14 protein-coding genes are annotated in these 15,161 nt (G+C 39.4%); 10 read left to right on the forward strand and 4 right to left on the reverse strand.

Annotation, left to right across the window (positions count from 1 at the left end):
* Positions 1–74: 74 nt before the first annotated feature.
* The 4 genes from U1E44_RS12180 to U1E44_RS12195 form a co-directional block, all read right to left on the reverse strand.
* Positions 75–776: a response regulator transcription factor gene (locus tag U1E44_RS12180; protein WP_322931366.1), complete on the reverse strand. Its 702-nt coding sequence runs from the start codon at positions 774–776 to the stop codon at positions 75–77.
* On the reverse strand, positions 773–2,044 hold the full coding sequence (locus U1E44_RS12185; protein WP_322931367.1) for a sensor histidine kinase: 1,272 nt from the start codon (positions 2,042–2,044) through the stop codon (positions 773–775). The genes U1E44_RS12180 and U1E44_RS12185 overlap by 4 nt, the downstream gene beginning before the upstream one ends.
* A gap of 211 nt (positions 2,045–2,255) precedes the next feature.
* Positions 2,256–3,839 carry an SDR family oxidoreductase gene (locus U1E44_RS12190; RefSeq protein ID WP_322931368.1) on the reverse strand — a complete coding sequence of 528 codons (1,584 nt, stop codon included), beginning with the start codon at positions 3,837–3,839 and terminating at the stop codon, positions 2,256–2,258.
* 33 nt (positions 3,840–3,872) lie between these two features.
* Positions 3,873–6,521: a valine--tRNA ligase gene (locus tag U1E44_RS12195; RefSeq protein ID WP_322931369.1), complete on the reverse strand. Its 2,649-nt coding sequence runs from the start codon at positions 6,519–6,521 to the stop codon at positions 3,873–3,875.
* Between the two features lie 200 nt (positions 6,522–6,721).
* Between U1E44_RS12195 and U1E44_RS12200 the strand changes: the two genes are divergently transcribed.
* The 10 genes from U1E44_RS12200 to U1E44_RS12245 all read left to right on the forward strand — a co-directional run bounded on the left by U1E44_RS12200 (position 6,722) and on the right by U1E44_RS12245 (position 15,090).
* The gene (locus tag U1E44_RS12200) at positions 6,722–7,108 is read left to right on the forward strand and encodes a DUF1573 domain-containing protein (protein WP_322931370.1); all 387 of its coding nucleotides are present in this window, start codon (positions 6,722–6,724) and stop codon (positions 7,106–7,108) included.
* A gap of 527 nt (positions 7,109–7,635) precedes the next feature.
* Complete coding sequence (locus tag U1E44_RS12205; protein ID WP_322931371.1) at positions 7,636–8,826, forward strand: pyridoxal phosphate-dependent aminotransferase; 1,191 nt, start codon at positions 7,636–7,638, stop codon at positions 8,824–8,826.
* Positions 8,826–9,842, forward strand: coding sequence for a UDP-N-acetylmuramate dehydrogenase (murB, locus tag U1E44_RS12210; protein WP_322931372.1), 1,017 nt, complete (start codon positions 8,826–8,828; stop codon positions 9,840–9,842). Before U1E44_RS12205 ends, murB begins: the two co-directional genes overlap by 1 nt.
* A 205-nt stretch (positions 9,843–10,047) precedes the next feature.
* Positions 10,048–10,614 carry an RNA polymerase sigma factor gene (locus tag U1E44_RS12215; RefSeq protein ID WP_322931373.1) on the forward strand — a complete coding sequence of 189 codons (567 nt, stop codon included), beginning with the start codon at positions 10,048–10,050 and terminating at the stop codon, positions 10,612–10,614.
* Positions 10,615–10,853: 239 nt separating this feature from the next.
* Positions 10,854–11,612 carry an anti-sigma factor gene (locus tag U1E44_RS12220; RefSeq protein ID WP_322931374.1) on the forward strand — a complete coding sequence of 253 codons (759 nt, stop codon included), beginning with the start codon at positions 10,854–10,856 and terminating at the stop codon, positions 11,610–11,612.
* 83 nt (positions 11,613–11,695) lie between these two features.
* Positions 11,696–11,896 carry a hypothetical protein gene (locus U1E44_RS12225; protein WP_322931375.1) on the forward strand — a complete coding sequence of 67 codons (201 nt, stop codon included), beginning with the start codon at positions 11,696–11,698 and terminating at the stop codon, positions 11,894–11,896.
* A 43-nt stretch (positions 11,897–11,939) separates the two neighbouring features.
* Positions 11,940–12,512, forward strand: a complete 573-nt coding sequence (locus U1E44_RS12230) for an RNA polymerase sigma factor (RefSeq protein ID WP_322931376.1) — start codon at positions 11,940–11,942, stop codon at positions 12,510–12,512.
* 70 nt (positions 12,513–12,582) lie between these two features.
* The gene (lipA, locus tag U1E44_RS12235) at positions 12,583–13,461 is read left to right on the forward strand and encodes a lipoyl synthase (RefSeq protein WP_322931377.1); all 879 of its coding nucleotides are present in this window, start codon (positions 12,583–12,585) and stop codon (positions 13,459–13,461) included.
* Between the two features lie 43 nt (positions 13,462–13,504).
* On the forward strand, positions 13,505–14,515 hold the full coding sequence (gene gap, locus U1E44_RS12240; protein ID WP_322931378.1) for a type I glyceraldehyde-3-phosphate dehydrogenase: 1,011 nt from the start codon (positions 13,505–13,507) through the stop codon (positions 14,513–14,515).
* A gap of 38 nt (positions 14,516–14,553) precedes the next feature.
* Positions 14,554–15,090, forward strand: a complete 537-nt coding sequence (locus tag U1E44_RS12245; RefSeq protein WP_322931379.1) for a hypothetical protein — start codon at positions 14,554–14,556, stop codon at positions 15,088–15,090.
* Positions 15,091–15,161: the final 71 nt, after the last annotated feature.

The following is a 15,161-nucleotide window of genomic DNA, read 5'->3' on the forward strand; positions in this document are numbered from 1 at the left end:
CCCTTTTCTATCATACCGTAGTATCCATCAAAATACGACGCTGCAGGACACCAACTACTTTAAATTATTTTAATTTACAACGTGTCTGTTTTAAGAATAAATCCGCCCCCGTGTACATTTTCTATCCTAACTGAAGGATCTTGGCGAAGATACTTGCGCAAATGGGTTACAAATACATTGAGGCTTTTTCGGTTAAAATAGTCATTTTCTCCCCAAATTTGGATTAAAATATCACGATGACTACACAATTGGTTTTTATGCAACGCCAAATAGGTAAGTAACTCGTTTTCGCGTTGCGTTAATTTATGCACTTTGTTTTCGAAAAGGAGTTCTTGGTTCTTACGGTTCAAGGTATATTTTCCAATTTGTAGCAGAGACCCATCAACATCCTTATTTTCTCTACCCACAGGAGATAGTCTTTGAAGCAACGTTCTAATGCGCACCACCAACTCTTCCTCGTCTATGGGCTTTTTAAGATAATCTACGGCACCCATAGCAAAGCCTTTTAAAACGTCGATTTTCATGCCCCGTGCCGTAAGAAAGAGAAAAGGCAATTCTGCAAAGTGTTCTTGAATTTTTTTAGCCAACTCAAATCCGTCAGTATCCGGAAGCATTACATCCAAAATGGCTAAGTCATATCTGTTGGAATTTAATTTCAATAGGCATTCTTCTGCGTTTTTAACCCATTGTACCCGAAATCCCTTCATCAAAAGATATTCTGAAAGCACATAACCCAAAGAAGGATCATCTTCAACTAGGAGTAGTTTATATGTCATTGCGCGCTTATTAATGGTATGATAAGGGTAATGGTAGTCCCCACTCCTTCGGCACTTTCAACCTTAATTTTAGCCCGATGACCTTCCATTACTTTTTTTACGTAATTAAGACCAAGGCCATACCCTTTTACTTGATACAAATTACCATTGGGTACCCTGTAGTATTTCTGAAAAATACGAGATTTATCTGCTTTACTTATACCTCGTCCATTGTCTGAAATGGCAATATGTACTTTTTTGTCTCTGACAAAAGCCTGTAGCAAAATCTGCGGTTTTTCGGCGTACTTCTTGGCATTATCTAATACATTATTCACTGCATTTTCTAAATGCGACGCTTCGCCCTTAATTATATATTCTCCGGATTCAAGTTCATAAGAAAATTGAACGTCCTCTAGAATGGTCAATTGCTTAAAATCTTCACAGATATTTTGGAGTAACGATCGCATATCTAGGGGTGTTAGTTTAAAAATGGTTTTACCACTTTCCAAACTCCCCATCTCTAAAACTTTATCGATATGTGCATTTAGCCTGTCTAACTCATGTTTTATAATTTTTAGGATCGGCTTCTTTTTGGGTTGAAGATCTTCTTCTAAAATTTTTGTAGCCAACCCTATGGCAAAAACAGGCGTTCGTAGCTCATGAGTTAAATTGTTGACAAATTCGTTGGTCGTCATGATTATATTTCGCTGCCAATAAAAGGACCGCAATACCCAAACCACAACCGCCACAATAGCAAGCATAAAAAGGAGGCTGGGAATAGTAAGCCCATTGAGCTGAAAAAGAAAATAATTATGAATATCCCTAAACTGTAATTCCAAAATTAATCTTTTTTCTACAAGGGAAGGAAGGTAACCCTCGAGTTCTATAGGGTAAGCGTTCCTTCTTTCAGTAGGCGTAAACACTTTGGGCGACTTTAGAAAGTACGTACTATCCTTGGCATAAAGGGAATAGGTAAAATCTGCTTCAATACCGCTATCTACAAGTCGGGATGTAATATAATCGTTTAGAAAATAGTTAGAGGCATCCTTTATGCTGTCTACGCTCATCTTAAAATAGGCGTTATTTTCCAATAAAGCCTCGCCCAATAAAAAGGTGAGTCCGTCCTTTTGGGTTAATTCCGATTTTATAATCTGACCGGTTTGCGCAATTTTTTTATTGAATTGTACCTTGGCTAAATTAAGGCCTATCTCCAAATACTTGTACTGTATGTAGGCCAGTCCTAGCACAGAAACGACAAAAATGACGATAATGAGGTTTCTCTTTTTCAAAGCAATCCGATTGTCTTTTATTCGTTACGAAACTACAGCGCCTTAGTAGACCTTTAATAATTTCTTTTGCCCTTACGCACCCATTGACGTTACTACACCAAAATTGGCGAAAAATTTTCGATCTCTTAAGCTGTTATATTTGATGATTTGTGCGCTACTTAAATCCCCGTAAGTATCATGAATACAAAGGTACAAATCCCACGCAATTAGGTTACCAATCGATGGGCTTGTAGTCCTTTAGGAATTTACCGCACCAAAATGTTCCTGTATGCATACCGTCAATTAATGGATCTAGAACTCTTGCGGCGCCGTCTACAATATCTAAAGGTGGCTGAAAATCATGTTGTTCTTCTTTTCGTTTTGAAAGTTCGATAGGATCTTCATCGGTTACCCAGCCCGTGTCTACAGCATTCATAAAAATACCATCTTTGGCAAAATCTGAAGCCGCCGTATGGGTCATCATATTTAGAGCGGCCTTGGCCATATTGGTATGTGGGTGACGGTCTTCTTTGCGAAACCGGTGAAATTTACCCTCCATTGCAGAAACATTAATTATTTGTTTTTTACCTGTGTTGTCCCTTCGCATTAATGATGAAAGCCTATTGCAAAGTACAAAAGGTGCCACAGCGTTTACCAATTGCACTTCTACCATTTCAGCCGTTTCAATTTCCCCTAATTTTAATCGCCAGCTATTCGTCTTGCGCAGATCAACCTGCTGCAAATCGGCATCCAACTGCCCCTCTGGAAATACTTCCTTTATAGAGAGCGAAGTGTCAAAACTATAGGGTATTTGCGATAATTTTGCCGAAGCGCGAATACCAATGCCCGGTTCCGGGGCCTGCCAGGATACCGGTAATGTATTATTTTGATCTTTGGAACTATCCTTTGAAAGTGCCTTTAACTCCGTTAAACAATACTGATGTCCTGCTAATATTTCCTGAGCGTTTGGGGGTAGTGCCGCTATAGGTATTTCCTCATTTTTTATTAAATGCTGATAAAATCCGGAAGGCCGTCTTACCGTTTGCGCTGCATTGTTGATAAGAATATCCAAACGATCGTATTGTTGCGCTACAAAATTGCAAAAGATTTCAACACTCGGAATATGTCTCAAATCCAAACCATGCACGTTAAGTCGATGTCCCCAATCCTGAAAATCTGCTTCGTGCGAAAACCTAAGAGCCGCATCTACAGGAAAGCGTGTAGTAGCAATGACCGTGGCACCGGACCGAAGCAAACAAAGCGTAATATGGTACCCTATTTTAAGTCGCGCTCCGGTAACAATGGCCACCTGACCGCTGAGATCTGCCGTCTGAAATCTTTTGGCATAGTTAAAATCGCCGCATTCTGTGCACATGGCATCATAAAAATGATGCAACTTGGTATAGCTGCTCTTGCAGACATAGCAGTTTCGGGGTGATTTTAGCTCCCGTTCTTTCAAATTTTCCAAATTGGGCGCTGCAAGCAATTTGGGTGCTACGAAAACCGCGGCTTCTCTTGCACTTCGTATTCCGGTTTTCTTTCGCGCATGCTTATCTCGTTCTTGTACTTTACGTTTTGCAGCCTTTTCCGAATCTTTTTTCCATTGTTTAAACTCGTCCCTATTAGGTCTGGAAAGTATTCCGGCTGCTTTTAAAATAGCAATCCGCTTATCGGTTGCAAGACCTAGTACTTCATGAGGATTTTGAGCTAAAAACTGCAGTACCCCGAGGCATTGATCTAAAGCCTCTGGAGAAATGCTTACAGCCGCCTCGGATTCTGAAAGGTTCGTATCTCTATTTTTAAACGTCTCTATCATAAAAACAGCTCTGTTTCATGAAAATAAATTGTTTTAGCGTAAACTCGCCAAACTCTTTTCTAAAGTTTCAATTTTAGCTTCGGCGTCGGCTTGCTTTTTTCGTTCCATGGCAATAACTTGCTCCGGAGCATTGTTTACAAAACGTTCGTTACCCAGCTTTTTCTGAACCGATTGCAAGAAGCCTTTGGTGTAGGTTAGTTCTTCTTCTATCTTCTTAATTTCGGCCTCCATATCAATTGCACCGTGTATCGGAATAAAATACTCATTACTTTTTACCCGAAACGTTAAGGCACCCTCTACAGTAACGTCAACATAACTGATTTTTGAAACATTGGTGAGTTTGGCAATAACCACATCCCACGTAGCCGCAATTCCTTCTTCATTCAAAAGTGAAAGTTCTAGGGACTCTTTCATGGGAATATTTTTTTCTTTGCGAACGGTGCGTATTCCGGAAATTACCTCTGCCGCAAAGTCAAAACCTTTAATTACCTCCAGTTGTATTTCCTTAGATTCGGGCCATTTAGCAATTATAAGTGCCTGTTGCGGTGTTCTTTCTGCAATTTGTTGCCAAATATCTTCGGATAAAAACGGCATAAATGGATGTAGCAGTTTTAAATTATCTTCAAACAAAGCAATTATGGCATTAAAAGTAGCTGTATCTATGGGTTGCTGATAGGCCGGTTTTACAATTTCTAAAAGCCATGAGCAGAAATCATCCCAAACCAATTTATATATGGCCATTAAGGCATCGGAAATGCGGTATTTGGAAAAATGATCTTCAATCTCTAACAGCGTTTGGTTAAATTTAGATTGATACCATACTATACCCAGTTTTGAAGCCTCCGGTTGGGGAAGTGCACGTACCTCCCACCCTTTAACAAGTCGAAAGGCATTCCAAATTTTATTGGCAAAGTTTTTTCCTTGTTGGCAAAGTGCTTCATCAAATAATAAATCATTTCCCGCAGCAGCACTTAACAATAAGCCCACACGAACACCATCGGCACCATAATTTTCAATCAATTTAAGTGCATCGGGGGAATTGCCCAAAGATTTGGACATTTTACGCCGTTGCCCATCACGAACCAATCCTGTAAGATATACGTTTTCAAAGGGTTTGTTGCCTCTAAACTCATATCCTGCAATAATCATCCGCGCTACCCAAAAGAAGAGAATATCCGGACCGGTAACCAAATCATTGGTGGGATAGTAATAATTTATTTCTTTATTGTCAGGTTCCAAAATCCCATTGAACACACTTATAGGCCATAGCCACGAAGAAAACCAGGTATCTAAGGCATCGTCATCTTGCTTTAGCTGGTTTAAGGTTAGTGAATTTGACAATGGATTTCCTGTCGTTGCTAGTTTTTCCTTAGCTTTTTGTAGTGCTTCTTCACGGGTTTCGGCTACAACAAAATCGTCCTTGCCATCCCCATAATAGTACGCAGGTATTTGTTGGCCCCACCATAATTGTCTAGAAATGTTCCAATCGCGAATATTTTCCATCCAATGCCGATAGGTATTTTCAAATTTCTTAGGAAAAAGCTTTACAGTCTCATCTTCTAACACCGCTTTTATGGCCGGTTTTACCAAATCTTCCATCTTCAAGAACCATTGATCGGAGAGACGAGGTTCTATGACTGCCTTGGTACGTTCCGAAGTACCCACCTTGTTGATATAATTTTCTGTCCGCAACAAAAATTCGCCATCCTCTAACTCCTTTGCAATTTCTTTACGAACCTCAAAACGATCTTTCCCTGTATAATGAAGACCATAATGGTTTAGGGTTCCGTCTGCATTAAAAATATCGATGGTTTCTAACGCATGTTTCTGACCTAATGCCCAATCGTTAGTGTCGTGTGCCGGAGTAACCTTTAAACACCCCGTACCAAATTCCATATCTACATACGTATCGGTGATGATTGGTATGGTTCTGTTACATATAGGCACAATAGCTCTTTTCCCCTTTAAATGAGCATATCTTTCGTCATCAGGATGAATGCAAATGGCCGTATCGCCCAAAATAGTCTCCGGTCGCGTAGTAGCAATAGTCACCTTTTCATCAGAATCTTCAATGGCATAGGAAAGGTAATAGAGTAATCCTTGTTTTTCCTCATAAATGACCTCCTCATCAGAAAGGGTGGTTTTGGCTTCCGGATCCCAGTGCACCATTCGGTAACCCCTGTATATCAATCCTTTATTATACAAATCTACAAACACTTTAATTACAGAGGCTGACATATTGTCATCCATGGTAAAGGCCGTGCGATCCCAATCGCATGAGCAACCCAATTTTTTAAGTTGTTCTAAAATAACCCCGCCATATTCATGCGTCCAATCCCAAGCATGTTTCAAGAATTCATTGCGACTTATATCGGCTTTTCGAATGCCTTGTTCCTTTAGCTTCGCCACTACTTTGGCTTCTGTAGCTATTGAAGCATGATCTGTACCGGGTACCCAGCAGGCATTTTTACCCATGAGGCGCGCCTTGCGAATTAGTACATCTTGTATCGTATTATTCAACATATGACCCATATGAAGCACCCCGGTTACATTAGGTGGCGGAATAACAATGGTGTAAGGTTCTCGTTGATCTGGTGTGGAATGAAAATAATTATGTTTCATCCAGTAGGCATACCATCGCTCTTCCAAAGCTTGAGGTTCATATTTTAATGGAATTTTCATATTTTCGGTATGATTTTTGAAAAACCTCAACGGGCTTTTTAATACTATGTGTTTTAAGCATGCGAAAATAACCTAATTCTTGCGAACTAGCCCATTTTGAAATACGAAACAAAAATAACGAACGTTAGTATATAACAAACAAGGATTTTGATGTTCCTTTAAAAACATTTACATTTGAGATTAACCCAAAACTAAAAACGATGAAAAAAGTAATACTGGTTTTATTTGTTGGCCTACTCGGAATGCAGCTTTCAGCTCAAGATAAGGTGGCTAAAATTCAATTTAAAACGGAAACTGTAGATTACGGTGAAATTGCCAAAGGAAGCGATGGAGTTCGGGTATTTCAATTTACCAATACCGGTTCGGCGCCCTTAATCATCAGCAATGTTACATCTAGTTGCGGTTGCACTATTCCTAAAAAACCCGAAGATCCAATTTTACCGGGTAAAACTGGGGAAATTCAGGTAAAATACGATACCGAAAGAGTGGGTCCCATCCGCAAAGCCATTACCGTTATTTCTAATGCAGACACCCCCACAAAAGTATTGAAAATTAAAGGAGAGGTTAAAGGAAATGCCTTACCTTAATTTATTCTAAAATGTGTAAGCCCGCCATTACGTTGCGGGCTTTTTTTAATAAAAAATTTCTTGAAACTGACTATCCCCGAGGCAAGCCATAGGGGTGTTTCGCCAGTTTCATTTTGGCCTTTAGACCAAAAACCGAAATTTTGTATTTTACCTCACCCGGAACTGCAAAAAGGCAGTTCCAACCTCTCCAAAGGAGAGGTAAATAGGAAACCCCGACCCGAGGGTCGGCGAATCTTTATATTGAAAATATAATCCTATGCGCTTATCACTACCCCACATTACGGGTACATGTGTACGTTATGTAACAAAATAAACGCTATCAAAAACACACTAATTTCCTTTTTTATTCAGATCCTCTTTTCTAAAAATTTAGAAGACCCCCTCAGAAACTTCAAACAATAGCGTTATTAACGTATTCCTAAAATAGGATTGTACGAGATGAAGTTGTCACGAATAGACATTAAATAAACCGATTAATTATTGTTTTGTCCATTACGATTTCCCAATTTTGTGAAAAATAACGATTTATGCCTTCCATTTCCCGAAAAGGGCAATTAATGCCCGAATCTCCAATCCGAAAATTGGTGCCCTTTGCCGAACAGGCAAAAAAAAATGGAATACATGTGATACACCTAAACATTGGGCAGCCCGATATTAAAACACCTCAAATTGCCTTAGAGGCGGTAAAAAATAACACCTTTGAAGTACTGGAATACAGCAGAACAGAGGGGTCTGAAATCTACAGAGAGAAAATTGCCGCCTATTATAAAAAACAAGATGTTGCCATAACCAAAGATGAAATCATTGTAACTACGGGCGGATCGGAAGCCTTATCCTTTGCCATGGCAAGTATTGCCGATCCGGAGGATGAGATTATTGTCCCTGAACCCTTTTATGCCAACTATTCCGGTTTTTCAGTAGCCGCCGGAGTGCATATTGTGCCTATCTCATCAGACTTCAATACCAATTTTGCGCTCCCACCCATAGCCGATTTTGAAAAACATATTACCAAAAAAACCAAAGCCATACTCATTTGCAATCCGGGCAACCCTACAGGGTATTTGTATACCAAAGATGAAATACAGCAGTTGGCTTCTTTGGTTAAAAAACACAATCTGTTTTTAATTGCAGATGAAGTGTACAGAGAATTTGTATATGATAACAAAGCACATTATTCCATTTTACAGGAAAAGGGATTAAACGAACACGCCATAGTAGTAGACTCTGTTTCTAAAAGATACAGTATGTGCGGTGCCCGCATTGGATATTTTATTTCTAGGAACAAAGACGTAATACAAACGGCTATAAAATTTGCACAGGCTCGGTTGTCGCCGCCTACCTATGCCTTGTTGGCCAGTGAAGCCGCCTTAGACACCCCGCAAAGCTATTTTGATGAAGTGCGGCACGCGTATGAAGAACGAAGAAATATACTCATCAAAGCATTGAATGAAATAAAAGGAGTTAAAGTAGCACGACCTCAAGGGGCATTTTATTGTATTGTGGAGCTTCCCGTAACTGATGCGGACGATTTTGCGAAATGGCTGTTAAAAGATTTTAGTCACAATAATGAAACCGTAATGGTAGCACCCGCAGCGGGCTTTTATGCAACGCCGAACTTAGGACGCAACCAAATTCGCATCGCCTATGTGTTGGAAAAAGACGTACTTACCCGAGCCATTAAAATTCTTTCGGTTGCCTTGGAAACCTATAATGCTTAATGGAAATTCTTGAAAATATATCCTTAAAGACATACAATACCTTTGGCATAGCTGTAAAAGCAAGGTATTTTTGTGAAGTTACCACCATCGCAGAACTAAAAAACGTCCTACAGCGCACAGACTTCCCCGAAATTCTTATCCTTGGAGGCGGCAGCAATATGCTTCTTACCCAAGACCTTGAAGCCTTGGTTATTTATGTAAATTTAAAAGGTATTCGGGTACTACATGAAGACGATGACACTGTCATCGTAGAAGTCATGGCCGGTGAAAATTGGCATCAGATGGTAGTGTGGACTTTAGACCAAGGGTATGGCGGACTCGAAAATTTATCACTAATTCCTGGAAACACCGGAACGGCACCCATTCAGAACATAGGCGCCTACGGCGTAGAATTAAAGGATGTTTTTGAACGTTGCGAAGCCATGGAACAGAACACACAAGTGATACACCAATTTTCGAAAGAAGCATGTAAGTTTGACTATCGGGACTCCTATTTCAAAAATGAAGGAAAGGGAAAATACGTCATTGTTTCTGTAAGGCTAAAACTGACCAAAAAAAATCACGCTATAAACACCACTTACGGCGCCATTGAGTCGCACCTTGCTCAACAAAACATACGCCGTGCCACACCAAAGGCTATTTCTAATGCCGTTATTGCCATACGCCAAAGCAAGCTTCCAGATCCTTCCGAAATTGGCAATAGTGGCAGTTTTTTTAAAAATCCCGTAATTAATGCTACATCCTTTCATCACTTAAAAGCGACCTATCCGGACATTCCGTATTACAAAATATCGGATAGCACTTATAAAATTCCCGCCGGATGGTTAATAGAACGTTGTGGGTATAAAGGGAAGCGCTTTGGTGATGCCGGTGTGCATGCGCATCAGGCTCTTGTTTTGGTAAATTACGGAAATGCATCCGGACAAGACATTCTCCATTTGGCACAACGGATAATCTCGGATGTGCAGAGCCGGTTCCAAATTACCATAGAACCCGAGGTTAATATTATAAAATAACCCCCACACATAATGTGCAGGGGTTATACCAAACCAAACTAACCAAAACTAAATATGCATTTACCAGATGCATATTTATGCTATAAAACTTTATGATAGCGCTTTGTATAACAATCAATTTTATACCTTAGCGTTTAAAGTATATACGGAATAAATCCTATTTTGGATTCTGAACGCCCCTAATTTTTTGAAGCACAAATAACCAATGAGTATCCTGCTTGAAAACCACATTGTTGAACTCCTTAAGGAACGAAACGAAAAAGCCATTTCCCTGTTGTACGAGCATTATGGGGATACCTTGTACGGTGTGGCGAAAAAGGTGGTTCGGGATGAAGAATTGGCTCAAGATGTACTTCAGGAAACCTTCATAAAAATTTGGAAAAATTCAGATTCGTACGATGCTTCAAAAGCAAAACTATTTACATGGCTTTTTAGAATAACGCGAAATACAGCCATCGACAAATTAAGAAGCGCCAACACAAAGTCTGACAGAGAAATCCAAATTGACGTTTCCAACGTATTTACTTTAGGAATTGAAAGCACACGATCGGAATTAATGGATGTCCAAGAGCATCTGGAAAAAATAGAACCCAAGTATCAAATTGTTTTGGACGCCCTTTTTTTTCAAGGGATGACACAACAAGAAGCCAGCGAAGAACTGAACATACCCTTGGGTACCATAAAATCTAGATTAAAAATTGGCCTAAGAGAATTAAAAAAAATATACGGATCGTCTATGATATGGGGCCTTATCGCAACGCTGTTTTTTTAATAAAATTTTTATTTTCAAGACCATAGAAAGGTCTTAAAACGATACAAGAGGAAAAGTATAACACAGGGGAGAATGATTATTGAGGAGTTACATTCTTGTACTGAGCGCAGTTGAAGCATGACCGATTTATTAAAATGATATAATCGCATGAAACGCCCGTGTACAAATAGTGACGCAAAGAGGAATGATCAGCGTATGGCGTTCCATGTGACCACTTAACAGTAATAAAAAATAAACACATGAAAGAAAAAATAAAAATATTTCTAGATTCGGACGTACTGGAAAAATATTTGTTGGGCACTGCCAACCAAGAAGAATCCTTGCAGGTAGAACGGTATATTGCGATGTACCCCGAAGTGCGCGAAACGTACAACGAACTGCAGGAAAACTTAGAAACCTTCGCCAGAATGCATGCCGTTAAAACGCCTGTGGGTCTAAAAGAAATTATTTTACACAGAATAAAAACAGAGCGCAAAGGACGTTCTAAGTTCTATCGATACGCCGTCGCAGCAAGTATTGCCGCCGTGATTTTTGCCGGATCTTCTTATTTTTTCTACGATCAAAATAAAAGTTTACAACAAGAAAACGCCTTGGTTACCAATAAAATTAAAGATTTAGAGGTAGTTATGCGAGAACAATTGGAAGATGTACGTAACCAATTCATCATTCTTAACAATCCACAAACCAAAAAATACAACGTCAGTGGGAATAAAAAGGCAAAAGAACTCAAGGCGGTAGCCTATGTAAACCCCATAAAAAAACTGTCGTACATCAACGTAAGTAAATTGCCAGAATTACCCGATAATCAGTGCTTTCAGATGTGGGCAGAAGTTAACGGTGAAATGATCAATTTAGGGGTCATCGGGGAAGTTCATGATAAAAATGCCATGTTTGCCCTACCCTATGCTGAAAATGCCATGAGTTATATCACTATTGAACCTAAGGGCGGTAACATTACGCCAACCGTAGAAAACATTGTGGCCAATATAGCCTATTAACGGCCAAAATTTCCCTCTTAAAGTGTTCCTAAAACCTCCTTTTGAACCGAGGTTATTTCGTATCTTTGTACCAAAAGTACAGCATGTTATTAGTTTTTATTACCATAGTTCTTCTAGCTTTGGCTTTCGGTGGTATTGCCATTAAAATTTGGTCTCAAAAAAACGGAAAGTTTGCAGGGACTTGTGCCAGCCAGAGTCCATTTCTTAATCGCAATGGTGAGGCTTGCGGATTTTGTGGAAAACTACCCGAAGAGCAAGATTGCAAAAGAGATTTAAATGCATAGCGGTTTTATCAAGCAATAGTATCATACAGCAAACCCCCTATACTTGGGAAAAATAGAACAATCCCTTAGAGACACTATAACAAAGGCCAAAACGGGCAATCAGGTTGCTTTTAGTTCGCTATTGGACACCTTTTGGAACGACGTGTACGGATTTCTATTAAAGCGAACTAAAAATGAAAACGATGCGGAAGACATCGCCATTGAAACCTTTTCCAAAGCATTTGATAAAATTGACACCTACGACCCCTCGTATGAATTTAAAACCTGGCTCATTACAATTTCAAAAAATATTCACCTGGATCTTCTTCGAAAACGAAAAAGAACCATTACGGAACATTCCGAAAATGATAGTGAAGCTGCTTTAAAAAAAGTTTTAGACGAAACGCCTTCCGTAGAAGATCAACTGATTACCGAACAGAATTTGGCCTCTTTATTACAATGCATAAAGCGACTTAAACCGCACTACCAGCGCATCATCAATCTTCGCTATTTTAATGAGTTAAGTTATGTAGACATTGCGCTAACTCTTAATGAACCCATTAACAGTGTAAAGGTAAAACTACTCAGAGCCAAAAAACTTTTAGCCGAAATAATTAAATCCAAGGAGCAACAGTAATTCTTTTTCATATACCTTTTACCTGCTTCTAAGCGCAAATACTTTTGTATCTTTGATAAAAAATTTACGCATGGGTGTTGAAATAGAATCAAATGTAATCCCACCACAAAAAGGAAAACCGAAATGGCTTAGGGTAAAACTCCCCACCGGTAAAAAGTACACTCAATTACGAGGCTTGGTAGATACCTATAAGCTTCATACCATATGTACCTCCGGTAGTTGCCCTAATATGGGTGAATGTTGGGGTGAAGGCACGGCAACTTTCATGATTTTAGGAAATATTTGTACGCGATCCTGTGGTTTTTGCGGGGTTAAAACCGGCCGACCCGAAGACATCGACTGGAGCGAACCCGAAAAAGTAGCCCGATCGATAAAAATAATGGAAATAAAGCACGCCGTAATTACTTCCGTAGATCGCGATGATTTAAAAGATATGGGTTCTATTATTTGGGCTGAAACGGTAAAGGCCATACGGCGCATGAATCCGCAAACCACCTTAGAAACACTTATTCCAGATTTTCAGGGCATTACAGCCCATTTAGATCGTATCATTGCGGTAGCGCCGGAGGTGATTTCGCATAACATGGAAACGGTAAAACGATTAACCAGAGAGGTGCGCATTCAAGCAAAATACGAGCGAAGCCTTGGTGTGCTACACTATTTAAAAGAAAAAGGAGCATCCCGAACCAAATCGGGTATTATGCTTGGGTTGGGAGAAAAAGAAGAAGAGGTTATAGAAACCATGGACGACTTAAGAAAGGCTCAGGTAGATGTGGTTACCATTGGCCAGTACTTACAACCTTCAAAAAGGCATCTGCCAGTTAAGGAATTTATTGTACCGGACCAATTTCAAAAATATCGAGAAATAGGTTTAAAAATGGGATTTCGGCATGTAGAAAGTGGCGCTTTGGTGCGCTCTTCGTACAAAGCACATAAACATATCACATAACAGCATACCCCACAGTCAATTTCGTGTAACAGCGAAAAATAGGATGAGTCATATTCATATAGGGATCAATGGTTTTGGTCGTATCGGCAGAACCCTTTTTAGATTACTTCATAACCATCCCGAATTTAAGGTGGTTGTCATTAATGATTTAGCCGATAGCCGAACCCTATCGCACTTATTAAAATACGATAGTATTCACGGTATTTTTGCAGAAGATGTAAGCTGGGATAAAGACGGTATTTTAGTCAATTTCGAAAAAATAAACCTTCTAAACCATGCTTCACCACAATCTATTCCTTGGAGCAATTACCGTGTAGATGTAGTAATAGAGGCCACCGGAATTTTTAAATCGAGAAAGGAGTTATTGTATCACCTTAAAAATGGTGCTAAAAAAGTAATTCTATCCGCACCACTTGCAGACGATCTTATAAAAATGATTGTTTTAGGCGTAAATGAAAACACGATTACGGCAGAAGACCATATTATTTCTAATGCCTCGTGTACAACCAACAACGCCGCACCAATGATAAAAATTGTCCATGAACTTTGCGGGATAGCACAAGCCTATATTACCACCATACATTCTTATACCACCGACCAAAGCCTACACGACCAACCGCACCATGACCTGAGACGCGCAAGAGCCGGAGCCCTCTCCATAATACCCACAACTACAGGAGCGGCCAAAGCCATAACAAAAATTTTTCCCGAACTTAGTGGAGTCATAGGAGGGTGCGGTATTCGAGTTCCTGTACCCAATGGATCCTTAACCGACATAACTTTTAACGTTAAACGAGAAACGACAATTGAGGAAATAAATGATACTTTTGAAAAAAAGGCACAAAGTTCTATGAAAAATATTCTGTGCTACACCAAAGATCCAATAGTTTCTGTGGATGTAAACAATAGTTTGTATTCGTGTACGTTTGATTCTCAGATGACTAGCGTAATCGGTACCATGGTGAAAATTATTGGGTGGTATGACAACGAAATGGGGTATTCCAGCAGAATTATAGATCTTATTACGCTTTTAGTGAACAAAAAATATATTTGAAATCGCACGCCTTACATACAATAACACGACTACTCCTAATGGGCTTATGGCTCACTTTTGTGGGTGTATCCGGTTGGTCTCAAACGAATATAACCGCAGAAAACGATATTCATTATTTGTTTGAACAAGCTACCATTTTTAAAAACAAAAACAATCTGGAACTTGCGCTAGATTTTTTGCAAAAAGCTACTGAAGAAGCAGAAAAACGAGAAGATATTAAGGCCTTAATTGACTGTTATCATAAATTCTCACTGCTCTACCTAGATTTAAATAAAGAAGATAGCGCACTCTTTTATTGGGATAGAGGCACAACACTCTTAACCGACATTGCGTATCCCTACGGCAATGCCATTCACAAATTTATAGAAGCCACCCTGCTCTATAGAGACAGTAAGTACTTTCAGGCTATTTATATGCTTAATGAAGCTAAACAACTTAGCAATGACAGAAACCTACTCAACCACATTACGCTACTGGAGGGCAATATCTATCTCCAAATAGAAAAATACGACAATGCCACCAAAAATTATAATGCCCTTGCCGTAAACAGTGATCTTTTAGAAAAAAACTATTGACTTAGGCACTTTGTTATTAGATATAAAGTCATTAAATTAGAGCAAATAATATCTTATACTATGGAGCATAG

The organism is Aurantibrevibacter litoralis (genome assembly GCF_034651555.1).
Lineage (GTDB): Bacteria > Bacteroidota > Bacteroidia > Flavobacteriales > Flavobacteriaceae > Aurantibrevibacter > Aurantibrevibacter litoralis.

What these genes read in the sequence shown, in the direction of transcription:
- U1E44_RS12180 (WP_322931366.1), bottom strand. Translation starts at nt 776, where the DNA reads ATGACATATAAACTACTCCTAGTTGAAGATGATCCTTCTTTGGGTTAT.
- lipA (WP_322931377.1), top strand. Translation starts at nt 12,583, where the DNA reads ATGGGTGTTGAAATAGAATCAAATGTAATCCCACCACAAAAAGGAAAA.
- U1E44_RS12205 (WP_322931371.1), top strand. Translation starts at nt 7,636, where the DNA reads ATGCCTTCCATTTCCCGAAAAGGGCAATTAATGCCCGAATCTCCAATC.
- U1E44_RS12190 (WP_322931368.1), bottom strand. Translation starts at nt 3,839, where the DNA reads ATGATAGAGACGTTTAAAAATAGAGATACGAACCTTTCAGAATCCGAG.
- U1E44_RS12200 (WP_322931370.1), top strand. Translation starts at nt 6,722, where the DNA reads ATGAAAAAAGTAATACTGGTTTTATTTGTTGGCCTACTCGGAATGCAG.
- U1E44_RS12245 (WP_322931379.1), top strand. Translation starts at nt 14,554, where the DNA reads ATGGGCTTATGGCTCACTTTTGTGGGTGTATCCGGTTGGTCTCAAACG.
- U1E44_RS12195 (WP_322931369.1), bottom strand. Translation starts at nt 6,521, where the DNA reads ATGAAAATTCCATTAAAATATGAACCTCAAGCTTTGGAAGAGCGATGG.
- murB (WP_322931372.1), top strand. Translation starts at nt 8,826, where the DNA reads ATGGAAATTCTTGAAAATATATCCTTAAAGACATACAATACCTTTGGC.
- U1E44_RS12215 (WP_322931373.1), top strand. Translation starts at nt 10,048, where the DNA reads ATGAGTATCCTGCTTGAAAACCACATTGTTGAACTCCTTAAGGAACGA.
- U1E44_RS12225 (WP_322931375.1), top strand. Translation starts at nt 11,696, where the DNA reads ATGTTATTAGTTTTTATTACCATAGTTCTTCTAGCTTTGGCTTTCGGT.
- gap (WP_322931378.1), top strand. Translation starts at nt 13,505, where the DNA reads ATGAGTCATATTCATATAGGGATCAATGGTTTTGGTCGTATCGGCAGA.
- U1E44_RS12220 (WP_322931374.1), top strand. Translation starts at nt 10,854, where the DNA reads ATGAAAGAAAAAATAAAAATATTTCTAGATTCGGACGTACTGGAAAAA.